Origin of the sequence: Scytonema sp. HK-05 (genome assembly GCF_963872035.1) — a bacterium.
In the GTDB taxonomy this organism is placed as follows: domain Bacteria; phylum Cyanobacteriota; class Cyanobacteriia; order Cyanobacteriales; family Nostocaceae; genus Kalymmatonema.
On the sequence record NZ_CAWMYC010000101.1, the window covers coordinates 1 to 16,506 of the forward strand.

Annotated in this window: 19 protein-coding genes and 3 pseudogenes; 5 read left to right on the plus strand and 17 right to left on the minus strand. The window is 42.1% G+C overall.

Features of this window, described 5'->3' with window-relative positions; translation table 11 throughout:
• Window positions 1–160 precede the first annotated feature (160 nt).
• From AACT52_RS17180 to AACT52_RS17190, 3 genes are all read left to right on the plus strand, one after another.
• Window positions 161–841 (plus strand): phosphatase PAP2 family protein, encoded by a 681-nt coding sequence (locus AACT52_RS17180; RefSeq protein ID WP_073632580.1) that lies wholly within the window; start codon window positions 161–163, stop codon window positions 839–841.
• A gap of 283 nt (window positions 842–1,124) precedes the next feature.
• The gene (locus AACT52_RS17185; protein ID WP_073632582.1) at window positions 1,125–1,718 is read left to right on the plus strand and encodes a PEP-CTERM sorting domain-containing protein; all 594 of its coding nucleotides are present in this window, start codon (window positions 1,125–1,127) and stop codon (window positions 1,716–1,718) included.
• Between the two features lie 6 nt (window positions 1,719–1,724).
• Window positions 1,725–2,777 carry a glycosyltransferase gene (locus tag AACT52_RS17190; RefSeq protein WP_073632583.1) on the plus strand — a complete coding sequence of 351 codons (1,053 nt, stop codon included), beginning with the start codon at window positions 1,725–1,727 and terminating at the stop codon, window positions 2,775–2,777.
• Window positions 2,778–2,860: 83 nt separating this feature from the next.
• On the opposite strand, the gene AACT52_RS17195 is transcribed toward AACT52_RS17190, so the two are convergent.
• Window positions 2,861–4,348 (minus strand): aminotransferase-like domain-containing protein, encoded by a 1,488-nt coding sequence (locus AACT52_RS17195; RefSeq protein ID WP_073632585.1) that lies wholly within the window; start codon window positions 4,346–4,348, stop codon window positions 2,861–2,863.
• 291 nt (window positions 4,349–4,639) lie between these two features.
• Between AACT52_RS17195 and AACT52_RS17200 the strand changes: the two genes are divergently transcribed.
• Entirely contained in the window at window positions 4,640–4,867 is a 228-nt protein-coding gene (locus AACT52_RS17200; protein WP_073632699.1) for a hypothetical protein, read from the plus strand.
• Window positions 4,868–4,993: 126 nt separating this feature from the next.
• Here AACT52_RS17200 and AACT52_RS17205 read toward each other — a convergent pair whose 3' ends face one another.
• The 9 genes from AACT52_RS17205 to AACT52_RS17245 all read right to left on the minus strand — a co-directional run bounded on the left by AACT52_RS17205 (window position 4,994) and on the right by AACT52_RS17245 (window position 13,108).
• On the minus strand, window positions 4,994–5,242 hold the full coding sequence (locus AACT52_RS17205; RefSeq protein WP_073632587.1) for a peptidoglycan-binding domain-containing protein: 249 nt from the start codon (window positions 5,240–5,242) through the stop codon (window positions 4,994–4,996).
• 137 nt (window positions 5,243–5,379) lie between these two features.
• Window positions 5,380–6,372, minus strand: a complete 993-nt coding sequence (locus AACT52_RS17210) for a DUF4380 domain-containing protein (RefSeq protein WP_073632589.1) — start codon at window positions 6,370–6,372, stop codon at window positions 5,380–5,382.
• Window positions 6,373–6,559: 187 nt separating this feature from the next.
• Window positions 6,560–7,399, minus strand: a complete 840-nt coding sequence (locus AACT52_RS17215) for an SMP-30/gluconolactonase/LRE family protein (RefSeq protein WP_083630392.1) — start codon at window positions 7,397–7,399, stop codon at window positions 6,560–6,562.
• A 134-nt stretch (window positions 7,400–7,533) separates the two neighbouring features.
• Window positions 7,534–7,659 carry a hypothetical protein gene (locus AACT52_RS17220; RefSeq protein ID WP_272937108.1) on the minus strand — a complete coding sequence of 42 codons (126 nt, stop codon included), beginning with the start codon at window positions 7,657–7,659 and terminating at the stop codon, window positions 7,534–7,536.
• A gap of 2 nt (window positions 7,660–7,661) precedes the next feature.
• Window positions 7,662–9,116 (minus strand): PQQ-dependent sugar dehydrogenase, encoded by a 1,455-nt coding sequence (locus tag AACT52_RS17225; protein ID WP_073632592.1) that lies wholly within the window; start codon window positions 9,114–9,116, stop codon window positions 7,662–7,664.
• Between the two features lie 244 nt (window positions 9,117–9,360).
• Entirely contained in the window at window positions 9,361–9,714 is a 354-nt protein-coding gene (locus AACT52_RS17230; protein ID WP_073632594.1) for a hypothetical protein, read from the minus strand.
• A gap of 131 nt (window positions 9,715–9,845) precedes the next feature.
• Window positions 9,846–11,333 carry a CIA30 family protein gene (locus tag AACT52_RS17235; RefSeq protein WP_073632596.1) on the minus strand — a complete coding sequence of 496 codons (1,488 nt, stop codon included), beginning with the start codon at window positions 11,331–11,333 and terminating at the stop codon, window positions 9,846–9,848.
• Between the two features lie 94 nt (window positions 11,334–11,427).
• A complete protein-coding gene (locus AACT52_RS17240) occupies window positions 11,428–11,694 on the minus strand; it encodes a Ycf66 family protein (protein ID WP_073632598.1) in 267 nt (88 codons plus the stop codon).
• Window positions 11,695–11,806: 112 nt separating this feature from the next.
• Window positions 11,807–13,108, minus strand: coding sequence for a protein kinase domain-containing protein (locus AACT52_RS17245; RefSeq protein ID WP_073632600.1), 1,302 nt, complete (start codon window positions 13,106–13,108; stop codon window positions 11,807–11,809).
• 206 nt (window positions 13,109–13,314) lie between these two features.
• Here AACT52_RS17245 and AACT52_RS17250 point away from each other — a divergent pair, with 206 nt between their 5' ends.
• Window positions 13,315–14,217 (plus strand): alpha/beta fold hydrolase, encoded by a 903-nt coding sequence (locus AACT52_RS17250; protein WP_073632602.1) that lies wholly within the window; start codon window positions 13,315–13,317, stop codon window positions 14,215–14,217.
• Here AACT52_RS17250 and AACT52_RS17255 read toward each other — a convergent pair.
• The 7 genes and pseudogenes from AACT52_RS17255 to AACT52_RS17275 all read right to left on the minus strand — a co-directional run.
• Window positions 14,190–14,687, minus strand: a pseudogene (locus AACT52_RS17255) (hypothetical protein); the annotation flags it as partial. The gene AACT52_RS17250 and the pseudogene AACT52_RS17255 sit on opposite strands and share 28 nt — an antisense overlap.
• 223 nt (window positions 14,688–14,910) lie before the next feature.
• A complete protein-coding gene (locus AACT52_RS41425; RefSeq protein WP_443216657.1) occupies window positions 14,911–15,117 on the minus strand; it encodes an HNH endonuclease in 207 nt (68 codons plus the stop codon).
• Window positions 15,118–15,273: 156 nt separating this feature from the next.
• Window positions 15,274–15,384 (minus strand): annotated as a pseudogene (locus AACT52_RS41430) (group II intron maturase-specific domain-containing protein); the annotation flags it as partial.
• A 12-nt stretch (window positions 15,385–15,396) separates the two neighbouring features.
• A complete protein-coding gene (locus AACT52_RS17260) occupies window positions 15,397–15,540 on the minus strand; it encodes a hypothetical protein (RefSeq protein WP_158054671.1) in 144 nt (47 codons plus the stop codon).
• Window positions 15,537–15,974 (minus strand): transposase, encoded by a 438-nt coding sequence (locus tag AACT52_RS17265; protein WP_143172816.1) that lies wholly within the window; start codon window positions 15,972–15,974, stop codon window positions 15,537–15,539. Before AACT52_RS17265 ends, AACT52_RS17260 begins: the two co-directional genes overlap by 4 nt.
• A pseudogene (locus tag AACT52_RS17270) lies at window positions 15,917–16,243 on the minus strand (Uma2 family endonuclease); the annotation flags it as partial. The pseudogene AACT52_RS17270 and the gene AACT52_RS17265, both read right to left, overlap by 58 nt.
• Window positions 16,231–16,398, minus strand: coding sequence for a hypothetical protein (locus AACT52_RS17275; protein ID WP_198940948.1), 168 nt, complete (start codon window positions 16,396–16,398; stop codon window positions 16,231–16,233). The gene AACT52_RS17275 and the pseudogene AACT52_RS17270, both read right to left, overlap by 13 nt.
• Window positions 16,399–16,506 lie beyond the last annotated feature (108 nt).

Consider the following 16,506-nt stretch of genomic DNA (forward strand, 5'->3'; position numbering starts at 1 on the left):
GGCGACTTGTAGAAGCCCCACCAAGAGCCGTCAGGCAGGGTGGGGAGAACGTCACAATATCTGACACTGGTTAGATCAGGGTACATTAGACCAATAGAGAGTTTGACGCTTAACTAGTTCGGCGGAATTCCCCATCCCTGAGTAGGGTTTAGGTAGGTGAATGTTTAACGCACGGCTCTGGCAGCTTTTGCAATCCTTTTTTAGATTTGTCCAGCAACTGCTGATTACCCATTGGCGATCGCTGCTGCTGCTATTGCTCGGAGTCTTTTTACCTTTGCTGGTTTTTGGGGAACTGGCAGAGGATGTTTGGGAGAATGAAGGTGGCTTTCCGTGGGATGTACCCATACTATTGGCAGTTCACAGCACAGCCAATCCTCAACTAGACGTTGTGGTAACAATGCTGACTAAATTGGGTGTGTTTTGGGGTGTGTTTCCGATTGCTACTGTCACCGCGCTAGTGCTATTTAACCGCCGACGGTGGCGATCGCTAACTTATTTGATTGTCACCTTACTCGGTAGCATCATCATCAACCGGACAGCGAAGGTACTGCTGCATCGAGTCCGTCCCCACTTATGGGAGTCACCTGCACCAGAATTTGACTACGGATTTCCTAGCGGTCATGCGATGTCGAGCATGACGTTCGTGGCAGTCTTAGTCATTTTAACTTGGGGTAGCCGATGGCGCTGGTTGGTTTTGATTGTCGGGACAATTTTTGTATTGGTTATCGGCTGGACGCGGTTGTATCTGGGTGTGCATTATCCCAGCGATATTCTAGCAGGCTGGATGGTATCGGTTGGCTGGGCAGTTGGGGTCAGTCTCATCATCCGACTTTGGCGATGACTTAGTTGCTAGGTGTTGGCGAGAGTGAAAGCATAGATATAACCAGGGGGGATTGAGTCTAAAGTTCCCCCGTGGCAATGTTCTAAATGAGTCCAGAAGCCTTGATATTTACCGACATCTTTACCGCAAAGCGCCTATATTTATAAAGTTCCAATGAAGCTTGAGAAAATATTTTATAAATCAAGGTAAATTTTCTACCAGTACTTGGTAAAAGTAAGAGACATAACGGGTAAGTCCATACAGCGGGTTCTTGTGACATAGGTAACCCATACTAAACAAAAAAATGAAGCTAAACCAAAAACTAGCAGTTACCACTGCTGGCGTTGCTTTGGGTCTGACTGCAATGAAAGCGAACCCAGCAAGTGCTGCCGTCATTACCGTTGATTTCACGATCACTGACGTTACTCAAAACGCTGCCTACGGCGGACCACCACTAACGATAGAGCAGCCGCTTTCAGGTTTTTACAGCTTTGATGACGCATCAACACCCGTCATAGTGCCTCCACCATCTCTTAATCTCTCTTTGTTTCCTTTGACAGATTTTAATTTTAACTTCCTAGGACGCCAATTCTCACTTGCAGATATAAGCGGCTATGGTGGCACGGCAACAGACTTATTCATTAGCGGATCTCAAGTGGAGAGCAATACCGTACAAACGAATTTTTCTATCTTTGCCATTCCTAGACCGGGTTTTGCTGAACCGCGTTTTAATGCCACTGCCATACGAGGTCCTTTTGTATACTCTATATCTGGCAAACCACAGCTTTCTCAACGCACTACCACCCCGGTTCCGGAACCAACAACCATAGGTGGTTGGTTGTTGGCAGGTCTGTTTTCCATAGCCCTTAAGAAAAAGGCAGCATCCCAAAAACAGTAAAAATTGATGAAAGTCCTATTTGGATGGGAACTGGGAGGAGGACAGGGACACATTCAACGTCTGGCGGCACTGGCTCGGACATTGGAATCGTACGGAGTTGAACCAGTCTTTGCTTTGAAATCTTATAAAATCAAAGGCATGAGTTTTCCGTGGAAAATTGTTTGTGCCCCGCTCCTGCCATTTTCTGGAAGGTCTGAATCCTATACGTTCGCAGATATCCTGGAAACGTTTGGTTTTGGTAATGCAAATCTACTGCGATCGCACCTACAGGCATGGCAATCTGTTCTTTTAGAGGTTAAACCAAGCTTAGTTATTACTGATTTTGCGCCTGGTTTAGTGTTGGCAGCTCGCAATATTATACCCACAATTGTCACGGGAGACAGCTTTGCAGTACCACCACCGATTGAAGTATTTCCGCCCTTAAGATTTCCCACCCCGTCTGAATCAGAAAAACACCAAGAGCAGGTCAGCAAAACGGTTCGTGAAGTTGTTAAGTCAGATGCACTCTTAGGGGAAGTTCTGTCTGGGGATGCCAGTTTTATCTTTGGCATTCCTGAATTAGATCCTTATCGGTATCTGCGGACTGAGTGTCAGCAGTATCTTAGCGTACACATTACACCTATTCCAAAAAATCTGCACTCCAGTGATGGTCCTGCTTGGGCTTATTTATACGATGACTATCCGTACCGTGACTTGGTGCTGCAAACTCTTAGACCTCAATCTGACTTTAAACCCTTAACCGAAGTTCTAGCGGGGAAGTCCCTGGCAATTCACCACGGAAGCTCAACGACGGCTATTACTTGTTTACTTGCAGGCATTCCTCAGTTAGTCTTTCCCAAACACCTAGAACATCAACTCAATGCCATTACACTCTCTGGGTTAGGAGTGGCAAAGACTATCGCCACACCAACATGGGAAGGTTTGTTAATAGCACAAGCTGAGGCTTATGGACTTACGGAGAACGCCTTACAAAAGGCAAAAAGTCTTGCCCATTGGAACGAAAACTTCATGTCTATTTTTGTCAAAAGCTGTCTGGAATTTCTGGAGGCACAGCCATAGCATCTGAATTTTTCTGTAAGGAGAACAATTTGTCGTTGCGATCGCATAACTTGGCGGTCAACAGCTTGATAGACTAGGGGGATCTAAATACTATGAGCAAGCGTTTGAGGTCTAGATATCCTATCAGACGCTTTGTAAAGATGTTTTTTCAGTAATTTACCTAAAATAGAGATAGCTGTCTCAATTTCCTCCGGCGTGAGACAAAAAGTTAACCGCATAGCTGGATAACCTTGCTTATCAGGGAAAAACACCGAACTACAAGCAACTAAGACACTTTGAGACAAGGCTTCGATACGAATTGTCTTTGTAGGAACATTATCCGGCAACTGTACCCAAAGAAATAATCCACCGTTGGGAACAGTCCATCGTGCTTCTTCGGGAAAGTAATGCTCTAAGGCTTGGAGCATAAGATTACGGCTTTGAAGGAGTTCTGCACGCAGTTGGTTGAGATAACGGCGCAGATGCCCTGATGCTAGGTACTCGCTGACTATTGCTTGAGAAATGGTGGATGTGTGAAGGTCATGGAGTAACTTCTCCTCGATAATTGCTTGATAATGTTTGCCTGTCACCACCATATAGCCGACTCGTAACCCAGGCATCAAAGTTTTAGAAAAAGTGCCTATATAAGTTACCAAATCTTGTTTGTCTAAAGCTTTTATTGGTGCTGGTACAGACTCAAAACACAATCCTTCATAAGCATTATCTTCTAAAATTGGGCACTCGTATTTCTCTGCTAATCTCAGTAATTGTTGGCGATGTGCCTGAGTTGTTGTTATCCCTGTGGGGTTCTGCACAGTACTAATGGTATAAATTAATTTTGGGCGATGGCTTTTGAGATATTGCTCTAATAACTCAAGATTCATCCCTTCGGCACTCATAGGAATGCCGATAATTTTGGCTCTTAATTTTTCTAGAATGGCGATCGCCCCAAAATATGTTGGTGTTTCAACAATCACCCAGTCACCTGGTTGTATATGATGTTGTATTGCCAACGATAGCCCTTGTTCAGAGCCATTGGTAATAATCAAATTGTCTGCTGATACCTCCATTCCTTGTTGAATCAACATCTGAGCAATTTGCCTGCGCAGAGTGAGTTGTCCTTGAGGCAAGTCATATTGAAACAAGGTATCAGGAGCTTGTCTGAGCGCTCGTCTAGCAATTAAATCTATGTCTTTTGGCGGATGAGGAAAACCAAGGCTAAAGTTAATCATTCCAGGCTGAGATTGTGCATGCACCCCTGCCGTGTACATATCAAAAAAACAACTTGTTCCTTGCTCTGGAATAATGACATTTTGTGCAGGGGCAAATGTTGACTTTAAATTGGCAGAAGGAATGACACTGTTAACAAAATATCCAGATCCCTGACGCGCACAAACAACACCATCCGCTTCTAAAACCTGATAAGCCTCAATAATTGTGAGTTTGTTAACTTGCAAACTTTCAGCTAAAGAGCGGATTGAGGGGAGGCGATCGCCGCTTTGCAGTGCGCCAGATTTAATGAGACGACTTATGCGATCGCGTATCTGCAAGTATAGGGGTTTGGCTGATTGCCGTTCCAACAAAATTTTCATATTGGCGCACTCAATTAATGACTACAAAATCATCAATACTGGCACTATAAGGGATTTTTCCTTTATTGACCTAGTACAGTTTGTGAAATTTTTAATAGAACAGTTGTCAAGAGGCGTAACTGTACTAGTACAAATTTACAAAAAGTGTACCTTCTCACTAAAAAATTCTTAAGCGAAGCTAAAAGTAATAGTTCACCAAATAGTAATAAGCAATCAGTGCTGAGTCATTTTTACTTAGCATTTGGTACTCATCACTCAAAACTTCTTAAATTCACGCTCGGAAATTTTGCTATGCAAACATTTAATTTCTCAAAAGAAATATTGCCAAAGATAAAAAACGTTTGGCAACATTTTGTAATATGGTTAGTTAGCAGATCTGAACTGCAAGTATGGCAAGAATCAGATCGTCATGGTCGTACTTTTTCTTGGCACGCGTATGACCCCTTGACAGGACGTTCTGCTTGTTTTGGTTCTGAAGAAGAAATGCGAATGTGGATTGAGCGTTGTTACTACAAGTAACAGATAAAATACAACAGTACACCAAAAACGCTTGACTCTTTTAAAAATTATCTCCAAACTAAAACCCCGTCTGCTTGGGGCAACAAACAGACAGGGGTTCTCAAGTGAAGTACTCCATGCCTTCGGCTAACGTACCACTTCCTCTAATTTCGCCCAGGTTTTAGGACCAGCAACTCCATCAATCGTTAGTCCATAAAATTTTTGGAAATTCTTAACACCAGTCTCAGTATTGGGTCCAAATTCTCCATCAGCATTTAGAGGAGGAGGATTTCCAAAGTTTTTTTTGCGGTCAGCTTGATTCAGCAACTCTTGCAGACGCTTGACTTCTGGACCGTGGTCACCTTTTTTCAGAATAGGATGAGCTTGGGTAGACATAATTCTCCTGGGTTCAGGTTGAGTACAGTTGTTTTGAAGGTGAAAGTTATTTCCTTCCCCTCTGTAAAAGTAATAGTTGGCAGCAAAATCAACTTATGCAGTTTTCAAAAAAATCCGCTCTCCGTAACCTGCCTTAATTATCGTCCCAGAATTGTTCTGGCTTCTTGTTCAGCATTCTCAGTTATGCGTGGAATTAAAGTATATGTGGTAGTTAAATCCATTTTTTCCCCAACTCGCAGTGTTTTTAGCGTACTGAGGAATTCAAGCTCTACGTAAGCCTTTGGGTCTAAGTTGGTATAAATTTCGGCACTACTGTTGTTGTCGGGATAACTCGCTCCAGATACTCTTGGTGAGTCAATGCGGACTGCGACTTTTTCATCCATCCATAATAATGTACTAGCATCGCAGCCTATTTTATGGGATTTATTGCGATCGCGTGTCAAGGACAATAAGCCGTTGTCTACCTTTAAGTTAGCTGGTAAATCTTCAGATTGCTTGTTATACCCTTCAGGAAAAATCGACGTTTGGGGTAGGGCTGTGTAGACTGCAACGGGGTCGCGTAACTGTGTAACTATCCATACTGAAACATCTTTTGACTTACCCTTGACTTTTTCGTAAGTCGTGGTGACCCTCATTACAGGTTTTTTAGGTTCAAGTGTAATTTTACGGTAGAACCTAATGCCGTAGAAAGGGTCAATCGCAGAAATCAGCGTCACCTCGCTGCGATTAACTCTTGCTGTAACTGCTATAGAATCAAACGTAGCTGGTGGAGGCCAACCTCGTCCTGTGATTTTTTCCCATTCAGATTGGGGTGCAGGCCACGTTTTATCACCCCCAGCACCAAAATAACCCCATTCTTTAGATTTGACGTTAGGTGCTTTACCATACACTTGGGGATTTTCCCAGAATGGACCTTCTCCACCCTTGAAGCGAAACTGCATGATCCGTCCAACTTTTGGAACAACAACCGCTTCCACTTGACCATTACTTAAAATATAAGAATCTCGCCAGCCTTGGTAATTGGTTTTTGTGACTGTAATTTTTGCCGGGATATTTGCGTTTACTTCTAAACAACAAAAAACTGTAAGCAAGAATCCCAAACCAAATAATAGCAAGCTTTTAGCCTTCATCGTTTATACAAAGTATAATTGTAACTTTACAATATCCACTTCTTCAGAAAATGACTCAGCATTCTTGTGTTGAGAAGTTCAGATTAATGCTTAACATATTCACTATTTAATTAATTTGAAAAGTCCAAGCTTCTATCAATAAAAACGCAACTGTAATTCAATAGCCAACGTTCAATCAAAAAAGGTATTACAAATTATTCTGCCCCGGTTTAACCCCTGCAATATTCAAGCGAATGCGGTAAATACTATTTCCTGCTGTAATATAAAGCGTTTTATAATCTTTATTGCCCCAAGCTAAATTTGTCACTGTTTCGGGAACCGCAATTTTGCCGAGAAGTTGACCTGTGGGTGAGAAAATCCACACACCTCCTGAACCGCTACAGTAAACATTACCTTTAACATCCACCTTCATACCATCAGGTACACCTTTGTCTGTGGGTCCAGGCAACTCTGCAAACACCCTGCTGTTAGCTAATGTCCCATCTGCTTGGACATCAAAAACGCGGATATGTAATTTTTCGGAATCATTAACGTATAATTTTTTATCATCTGGCGAGAAAGCAATTCCATTGGGACGCACCATCTCTTTGTTCAACAAAGTTAGCGTTCCATCTGGTTTCCAGCGATAGATACCATAAAAGTCGAGTTCTTCCTGTTCTTTTTGAATACCGTAGGGCGGGTCAGTAAAATAAATACTACTATCCGACTTAACTACAACATCGTTAGGACTATTGAGACGTTTTCCTTGGTAGCGTTCAGCCAATATTGTGATTTTACCATTTTTTTCTGTGCGTGTCAGTTGGCGGTTATGCTGAGCAGTAATTAATCGTCCTTGTCGATCAAAAGTATTACCGTTGGGATTTCCTGCAGGACGACGAAATACAGCAAGTTTACCGTTAGTTGTCCATTTATAGATTGTATCGGCGGGGATATCACTGAAGAATAAAAAGCCGCTTGGATTCCAGACTGGTCCTTCTGTGAATTTTAAACCACTAGATAACTTTTCTACCTTGGCGTTACTGTTCATAATGGCTGGGATGCTAGCGGAGGTATTCCCCCAGCTTTGCTGTAGCGTTAAAAAGCTTAGTAATAAATTGCACGCACCTATTCGTAAAGTTTTTTTCACTCTTACCTGCCCAACTCCATTCGTTAATATTAATACTAGGCTGATACCGCATTTTCTTTAAACATATCCGGAAAAGCAAGATTGATTGCATAGTTCATAATTTCTGCATTATCTTCTACGCCATCAACCCGTTCAGCATTGAGATATCTGTAACACGTCAAGATTAATTTTTTGGTGTTGGAACAAGTTTTCTCACTTTCCCGTCGCTCTTAGATGTAACATAAATTTCCCCTTCTTCATCTATCCCAAACCGGACATCAGAACGTTCGCTACCAATAATTTGCAGAAAAGTAGCTTCTTTTTTGCCATCAACTAGTCTCAATTCTTTTATTGTTGCTTGTTTCCCATTTACAAGTTCATCTACAGGTACATGAAAAAAACGCGCATCACTGCCAAAATCAGCAAAAATATATTGACCAATTAATTCAGGAATTGCTTTACCCCGATAAACATAACCACCTGTAATTGCAATTCCATAAAAACCTGGATAATCCTTTGGTACATGATGACTATATTGAGCAACGGGATAAGTGTAACTATACTTGGCATCATCTTTAGGTAAAGGAAACAGAACATTCTCATTTTTTTGATCTATAACCCAAGTCCCTTCCCGGTTTCCCCATCCATAATTAGCCCCTTTGATACCGAGATTTACTTCTTCAATAAAAGCCTGACCAGTATCAACAATCAACATTTTGCGATCGCTACCTGTATCCCAGCTAAAACGATGGGGATTACGCAGCCCATAAGCCCAAATTTCCCCTAATGTTTTTGGATTCCTATCATTAGCAAAAGGATTATCTCCAGGAATGCCATACTTGCCATTAGCACCATTCTTGCCAAAAGGATCTATCCGCAGAATTTTACCTAAAGGTGTACTCAGATCCTGTCCATTATCCAGGGGATCTGTATCACTGACAGGAAAGCCATTACTACCCCCATCAGCCAACGCAATATACAACATCCCATAATCACTATCTCCCGGTTTAGCATTGGGATTAAAGCCTAATTGTCCTGTATTATGGTCTTCGTAGGGCTGTTCAATACGCATGATTTCCCGAAATGTTCCGGTAAAAGTATTTGCCGCAGGGTTAGCAGCTTTCCACTCCCGAATTACATCGTGGTGAGAACTTTCTATAGTATTGTCTTTGTTATCAGTAATCCTTTTGGTTACAGGAAAATCGGGAATGGAATTATTTTTTTCTTCACTATGTACAGTGTAGAAGATGCCATTTTTAGCAAATTCTGGGTGAAAAGTAAAATAGGAAAAACCTTGTTGTGAAGTCTCATAGCTAAAGTTTGAACAGACGACATTTTTAAAATTCATGTATAAAGAAGCTTTACCATTAAGAATCACATAAATTTTCCCTCGCATATCATTAACAAATAATCTGCCACTACCATCACCTGCATGGGTTAAAAAATTCAATCGCGCTACTTTTTTTCGCCCAGTTCCGCTTTTGGGAATTTGTACAATTTCTTGCAGCCCGACAGCTAGTTTTGATTTTTCTATTTTTTCAGGAATTGGGTCACTTATTTTGGCAAAAGAAATACTAGAAAAAGCTAAAATTGAAATGATAACTAAGCAAATACAAAAAATAACGTATAACTTTTTCATTCACCTGGAAATCCTGATGTCAAAACCATAACTACGTGCAAGAGAAATTAATCGTTCAATATCATCGTGCTTGTTCAGCAGCTTGACGTGTTTTTTCAGCCAACTGCTCATAGAGAGCCACACAGTTATTTCTAATTTTTTTAGCTTTTTCGCCGTAAGCCCCGCACTATAACGGTACTCCGTTTAGTGCCGGCATTGCTCTGGCGGGTAGCGAGGAAAACATCTCTGACCTTCACAATTCTCGCTAGCGTTTCTCCAATTTACCGACTCGCGCCTCTAACTGATTGACTTGCTGCTTGAGTTCTATTACCAGAGTTGCTAATCTATCGAACATCTGATCTCGTTGTTGCGGTGACACAATTCTTCTAGAACCCGACGATGATGGCGGTGTCGCTGGTACACCAGAAGGTACCCGACCGCTTTGACCGAGTCGCGCCTCAATCTGGTTAACCCGCGCTTCCAAACGATTAAAGTCAGCTTCTAAGTTGTAGAAGCGTGATTCTACTGGCTGTTGAGATAAGACGGTGTTTGAAAAGACTCCGCCCCAAAACATAATTACTAAAAACAGGGCTAATGCTACCAGCCCAATACGTTTCATCGCTTTGCTCCAACTATGAGGTTAAGCGTAGGGTGCGTTAATACAGTGTAACGCACGCCATTACTTACGGCGTTACGGCACATAGACAGTAATGGCGTAAAAGACGACTAAGATGATGGATCTAACGTACCCTACAGTAAGTTTGGTTGCAGTTGAGAAAATAGCCTTTGCCAATCAATAGAACTAGCAGTATTTTCTCCCTCTTTCACCTCAAACGTGACGTTACAGGCTGTCTTTTGTTGTAGCGCTTCTACGCATAGTTTAGCGACATCCTCGCGGCTGATTTTTCCCCTGATATTGTCGCCTTGCTCACAAATAAATTCCTTGCCCCCTGGTTCCTCAGTCAGCGCACATGGTCTAATAATCGTGTAAGGGATTCCACTTTCTCTTAAACTATCTTCTCCCTTCAACTTCCACGTTAAAATTCCTCCTAATTGGTCATTTAATTTGACTGCTGGCGGTTCTTCATCTAAATTAATTCCGGGGCGTCCGGGACGAGTTACACCTGCTGAACTCACTAAGACAAACTGTGGTAAATTTGCCCCACCATAAGCTTGAATTGATTCCACCTGGAAGGCGAAACCACCAGGAGAAAATTTGGGATTTAATTCGCCGTCATATTCAAACTTGCTCAGCATCAGTTGAAATGAGCAAATTTTGCTAGCATCAATTGACGAGCCATCTTTTAATGTTTTGGCACGAAATACAGGAACCATATCAGCAAAGGGAATGCGGACATTTATCCAGGTATTCGCCTCTGTATCAAAAGAATAACTATAGGCAACACCATCCCATTGTGCCTCTGTACGCAGAAGGAATTTATAACGCTTCCCGTCACCTCTTAAGCGCAGTTCCACACCTTCGTAACCGGACAAATTGAAAGGAGGAGTCAAATTTCTCGTTCTTACAGAAGCAAATCCCCCAGAGTTAGCGGTTGAGACATTACCAGCAAACAAAGCTGTCTCTTCCACCAATTGAATATTACTTTGACTCACGCCACCCATCACGACATCATCCACAGCACCCCAAGTATTCTGCAATTCGGTTGATGGTTTTGTGAAATCAAATAATAGTTGTTTACCTGCTTTCGGCAGATATTTAGCAGCAGCTTCTACTAAGTTTTTCACTCCCTGATATTCTACATTTTCAGGAGTATCGCCAACAATTTCAGGTTGGTAAAATTTGATGCCTTGATAGTATTTGGCGCGTTCTGGGGTATCTCCTTCTACTGGTTGCACGCGCACCGCCGTGGCGCAAATCACAGCTTGGATATCAGCCATGACTAAGGAAGTCAGAGTTTCGGGTTTGGTAATGTCTGCGACAACTAATTCAACGTCATTACCAAGAATTGACCGTGCTTTGTCGATGTCTCGCACAAGCGCACGTACTTTATAATTCTGTTCCAGCAGTCGTCGTACCACTCGCTGACCGACTCCACCCGTTGCACCTGCTACTAATATTACACCCATTTGTTTTGCTCCATCAGGTATATCGCTGCTACTATGAGAACGACCTTGGATAAAATCCTGTATCCAGTTGAGAAAAGGGATGACCTCAAAATAGGTGAGGGTTTGGATGAATCTGCCTAAGTCCCATTGAGAGCGATTGTTGTTAGCCACAATTCATTTTTCACGCTTATCCAGTGCAAAATTATTATGACGATGCTTCTTCATAAGTTCACCATCATATAGACTGATTTTTTACCTCTGAGTCTTATCTAGTTTTTTTATTTCGTAAAAGCAAGCTCTCAAAAGTGTAGAAAACAGCAGGAAATATCAAAAGAATCAAATTAAATTGTGTTAAACCTTGGGTGTACAACTTGTTTGGAAACAGGAGAATGAAACCACAGATAAAAAACACAATAATTAACAATATATCTTGACGCTGAAATAAATTTGGACGTACAAATGGTAAAGCTGATAAAAAGAGTGCTACGCTTATTAAAATAATGCCTAAAGAATTGATTTGATGATTGAGCATATTTGAGGTTTATGATAGTTTCAAAGTTGAACACAAAAAGTTAACTGCCAACTGATGAGTGATTTGTTGGAGTTCATGGTAAGCACCTCAAAATAATCAAGCAAATTGTTTATTACCTCCCACGTAAACGAATACATTCAGCGACAGAAAAAACTCCTGCTCCGGCTAGCAAAGATTGACCAATTGGTATTTCTTGAGTGCCATACGACCGAGATTCTTGAAATAAAAGAAGTATGCCAGACAGGCAAAACACAACAGCAAAAATGGCATCGTAATCTCGCCCTAATCTGGGATACCAAGAGCGTAGAAAAAATAGTCCTGCTCCAAAAGCTACCAGAACAATGCCTAGTAATACTAGCCAGGTGGCAGCTTTAAATAAAAATAATCCAAATGCACCGATAAAAGGTAAAAATCTTACCACAGACAGAGTTGGATTTAGCCAAGTAGGTGGTTGTGGCAATCGAGAGTCCTTCGTTGTACCATAAACAGGTACTGAGGATGGTTGTTGGGATGCTGCAACAGGTATATTTGACGGAGGCGCAGCGTTATATATGTATGTAGGCGGAATCGATAGTTGCGTTGCTAGTAGGGGATTTGTGAGTTGCTGCAAGTCTTGCAATACTTCTGTGGCTGACTGGTAGCGATCGCGGTAATGATAGCACACCATCCTCTGCATAATCGCCCCTAATACCGGAGAAACTTGCGCCTGATGTTGCCAAACAACTTCTCCTGTTTCCTGGTTTTCCTGAAATTGAGTTGGCAATAGTCCCGTCATTGCTTGGATGGCAATCATACCTACCGCGTAAATATCACTATTGTGCCGTGGCTTACCTTGCGCTTGTTCTGCTGGCATATAGCCAGGAGTACCAATAGCAACAGTAGCAGTTATTTGGCTCGGAGATGCTACCAATTGAGAGCACATTTGTTTAACTGCGCCAAAGTCAATTAAAACTAATTTGCCGTCTTTGTCACGTCTGATTAAATTATCTGGCTTAATGTCGCGATGAATAACACCATAGCTATGTACAAACTCCAAGACACCCAAAATATCTTGTAGCATTTGAATAACTTGGCTTTCAGTCCAAGGTTGACTAACTTGCATTTCCGTGCTTAGTGGACGGCCTACAATCAACTCTTGTACCAAAAAAAAATCTTCTTTTTCTTCAAAATAAGCTAAAAGGCGGGGAACTTGGTCATGATTACCCAATTGTTCCAAAATTTCGGCTTCGCTATGAAATAAACGTCTCGCAACTTCTAAGCAGTACGCGTCAGAACTCGCAGGTTTCAGCAGCTTGAGAACACACTTGGGATTTCCTGGACGGCGTGTATCTTCAGCAATGTAAGTCTGACCAAATCCTCCAGCCTTGAGGACTTGAACAACTTTGTAACGCCCATCTAGTAACTTTCCTAACATTGTATGGCTTATGCGAGTGTTTTTACTACATAATCTTGCCACAAGATCACAAAAGCACTTACGTACTGAGATCTCTGGTAAATTTTTCTCTTCACCTACCCCTATACATCCCTATTTCTCTACACCCTACACCCTGTCCTCTCGAATAACTCTAGAAAGCAAGCTAAGGGAAAATTGAACAAAGAAGAGTTTAAACTTTATTCATGATGCTCCAGTTTCAACCCCCTGGCTTTGGACAAAAAATCATCAACACCTCCTTGGGGTTGATGGTTTACTATACCCAAACGAATGCACCTTGGTTGATTGCTGAAACTGAAGATTTACCTCCCCTAGTCTTCCTCCATAATTTTGGTGGCGGGGCTTCTGCTTATGAATGGTCTAAAGTTTATCCTGCTTTTGCCGCTACGCACAAGGTGCTAGCCCCAGATTTAATCGGTTGGGGTGAATCTGCACATCCTGTGCGAGATTACCAAATTAGCGATTACTTGACGACGATCGCAGAATTTATCAGACATACTTGTCGTCCACCTGTGACGGTAATTGCGTCTTCATTAACCGCTGGTTTGACGATTCGCCTCGCTATTGCCCATCCTTTTTTATTCCAAGCACTGTTTTTGGTGTGTCCCTCTGGATTTGATGATTTTGGGCAAGGTGTTGGACGTAGACTTCCTCTTCAATTAATAAATACACCGATGTTGGACAATCTGATTTATGCTCTGGGCGCAGAAAATCAACTGGCGGTACGCAACTTTTTGCAAAGCTTTCTGTTTGCCAAACCAGAACGAGTTTCCGAAGAAATGGTGCAGGCTTACTTAGCCTCTGCACAACAGCCCAATGCTAAATTTGCCGCCTTGGCATTTTTACGGGGTGATCTTTACTTTGACTTAAGTTTGTATATTCAACAACTGACCATCCCTACGGTGATATTTTGGGGTAAGGAGGCACAATTTACCAGTGTTAAGCTAGGACAGCGTTTAGCAAAGTTCAATCTTAGTGCTATCCGAGATTTTCATGCAATTCCAGATGCAGGAGTTCTGCCCCATTTGGAAACACCAGAGATCATAATTGGTTTGTTACAACGCTATCTATCGCCGAGTTCCTCTACTTGAGAAACATCTAAACCCGTGAACCTGGCGACTTGTTCCACTGTCATTCCTGTCTGAAGTAAATTTCGTACCGTTTGCTGCAACTGCGACTGCATTTGTTCGGCGCGTTGATGTTCAGCTTCAGCGCGTTGATGTTCAGCTTCAGCGCGTTGATGTTCAGCTTCAGCGCGTTGATGTTCAGCTTCAGCGCGTTGATGTTCAGCTTCAGCACTTTGCTGTTCCTGCTGTGCAATTTCCGCAGCAGTAGGTAACAGTTCTCCGTCCAATGTCGCCCAACGTAACCAAACGGTTTCCACTCCTCTGTATTTCCCCTGCCAACGCTGCAATCCTAACCCTAATGACTGACTCACCAACTGATTTCGCTCATTGGCAACCAAGGGCTGGTAAACTCCTTGTTGAATGGAGAAACCTGCCCAATCATCAGGATTAAACGGGTCAAACCAGAAATATTCTGGCACACGCATCTGATTTTGTTGACACTCCCCTGCCGTCCATGGGAGGGGATTCTTAAGACATCGCTACCTTAATATCCTGATTACTCAGGTTAAGCGGCTCAACACGTTTGCCACGAGGGCGTGTTGATGTCTCCTTACGATTTTTCGGGCGTGTAAGTTGATGAACTAAGCATAAATGTCACCATTCATACTCGTCTACAGAACCGTACTTGAGACTTTCGTTCATACGGCTCCTCAGTAACTAGGCACTTGTCATGTGTACTTCATCGTGACAGTGGCGATGTAATAGAGTTAGATTTTCCCATTTGTGATTGCGGTGATTTTTGTCGATATGATGGATTTCCATAAGGTCTTCCATGCTAAATCTAAGTCCGCAATTGGAACATTTTCCTTTTTGTTGGTTGAGCAAGTATGCGACTTTCTTGTTCACTTCGGGATGTTTTCCCATTCTGGTAGACCAGTAAACCCAGTCCCCGTCATATGGGCTTCTATCCTGTGTAACCTTTACCCATCTTTTGATTTGGGTTTCGGAGTGTCTTAGCAATTTAAATTTGCCGTTAATAAATGTCCATTGATAACCTTCATGGTAATCGAAGTATTTTCGATATATCCATTGTAAGGATTTCTTTGGATGTCTCCTACGCCCCCATTTCATCAACGTTTGTACTAGAAAATGGGTAAGATATTTAAAGGCTTCTGAGCTAATCTGTGTCGAGTAATAGTTTGTCTATCCTCTGACAATTGGGTTTAGCTGATTTATTAATGCCAGTTGTGGTTTGGCAAAGCCATTATTGACTACTGTTTTAATTTGGTCTTTGTGTCTTTGGATGCTGTCTTTGCTGGGTTTGATTAGGGTTTTGAAGTCCCTCATTCTTTTTCCAGAATTGTACCTGCTGACTTTGTACTGACGTACATTAAAGCCAAGAAAATCGAAATTTTTTTGTGTAATAGTCCAACTTTTTTAACGCTTTTCTTTCGGTTTCTACTCCCTTTTAGCTTCTTGTTAACTCGCCTCTGTCTAATCTTGAGGACACGCTTAGTCTTTTTGTTGGTTAAAAACTTCGGATTTTCAATTTGGTGGTTATCAGAAAGATGAACTAGCTTTGTAATTCCCAAATCACAACCAATGACTTTATTAACCTCAGTCAAAGGTTTAGCAGCATAATCTGGTACGGTTTTATCTTCAATTCTGATAGAAACATACCAGCCATCTTGACGCTTACGGATTGCGGCAGCTTTAATTATAAATCCGTTAGGTATTGAACGAGAATTGTAAAAACGCAACCTTCTTCCCAAACAACCCAACTGCGGCGTTCTCCCTTTGGAACACCCAACACAACAAAAAAGTCTGGTCCTTTAAACTCTTTGTTCCGCACCTGCGCCATACTGTAGTAGACAAACATATTGCCACTGACAAACCCATCCTCACGTTGTCCTAACCACAACTCTAAGGTTTCAATCAGCAAGTCGATCTGATATTTGTGCCTTTGGGTTTCCATTGGAATACCATCATCACAAGGAAGTTCTGCCTGGGTTGGCGGTATTGTTACGTATGGTGCAGCTATATCGGACATGGCTTTTTACCTGTTGCGTAGCCCGCAGCGGACTCTTTTATGTTACTTGATTGCAGGGATGGAGTGCGTTCCGTGCAGCAGCGAAGCGATCGCTCCTCGACGGGCACTCCGTTAAAATGGAATAAGGGAATATCATCGGGGATAATTGGGTGCATTGCTGTATCATCCACATAGACATGTTAATAAGCTTTATAGGTGAGTGTGTTGGAAGAAAATGCCACAAAGCCTGCTAATCACGTCATACATATTTACTGCTCATTCAC

Bases quoted from the DNA above. Each gene is read 5' to 3' on its own strand.
- AACT52_RS17180 (WP_073632580.1), top strand. From the start codon at position 161: ATGTTTAACGCACGGCTCTGGCAGCTTTTGCAATCCTTTTTTAGATTT.
- AACT52_RS17185 (WP_073632582.1), top strand. From the start codon at position 1,125: ATGAAGCTAAACCAAAAACTAGCAGTTACCACTGCTGGCGTTGCTTTG.
- AACT52_RS17190 (WP_073632583.1), top strand. From the start codon at position 1,725: ATGAAAGTCCTATTTGGATGGGAACTGGGAGGAGGACAGGGACACATT.
- AACT52_RS17195 (WP_073632585.1), bottom strand. From the start codon at position 4,348: ATGAAAATTTTGTTGGAACGGCAATCAGCCAAACCCCTATACTTGCAG.
- AACT52_RS17200 (WP_073632699.1), top strand. From the start codon at position 4,640: ATGCAAACATTTAATTTCTCAAAAGAAATATTGCCAAAGATAAAAAAC.
- AACT52_RS17205 (WP_073632587.1), bottom strand. From the start codon at position 5,242: ATGTCTACCCAAGCTCATCCTATTCTGAAAAAAGGTGACCACGGTCCA.
- AACT52_RS17210 (WP_073632589.1), bottom strand. From the start codon at position 6,372: ATGAAGGCTAAAAGCTTGCTATTATTTGGTTTGGGATTCTTGCTTACA.
- AACT52_RS17215 (WP_083630392.1), bottom strand. From the start codon at position 7,399: ATGAACAGTAACGCCAAGGTAGAAAAGTTATCTAGTGGTTTAAAATTC.
- AACT52_RS17225 (WP_073632592.1), bottom strand. From the start codon at position 9,116: ATGAAAAAGTTATACGTTATTTTTTGTATTTGCTTAGTTATCATTTCA.
- AACT52_RS17230 (WP_073632594.1), bottom strand. From the start codon at position 9,714: ATGAAACGTATTGGGCTGGTAGCATTAGCCCTGTTTTTAGTAATTATG.
- AACT52_RS17240 (WP_073632598.1), bottom strand. From the start codon at position 11,694: ATGCTCAATCATCAAATCAATTCTTTAGGCATTATTTTAATAAGCGTA.
- AACT52_RS17245 (WP_073632600.1), bottom strand. From the start codon at position 13,108: ATGTTAGGAAAGTTACTAGATGGGCGTTACAAAGTTGTTCAAGTCCTC.
- AACT52_RS17250 (WP_073632602.1), top strand. From the start codon at position 13,315: ATGCTCCAGTTTCAACCCCCTGGCTTTGGACAAAAAATCATCAACACC.
- AACT52_RS41425 (WP_443216657.1), bottom strand. From the start codon at position 15,117: ATGGGAAAACATCCCGAAGTGAACAAGAAAGTCGCATACTTGCTCAAC.
- AACT52_RS17260 (WP_158054671.1), bottom strand. From the start codon at position 15,540: ATGAGGGACTTCAAAACCCTAATCAAACCCAGCAAAGACAGCATCCAA.
- AACT52_RS17275 (WP_198940948.1), bottom strand. From the start codon at position 16,398: ATGCACCCAATTATCCCCGATGATATTCCCTTATTCCATTTTAACGGA.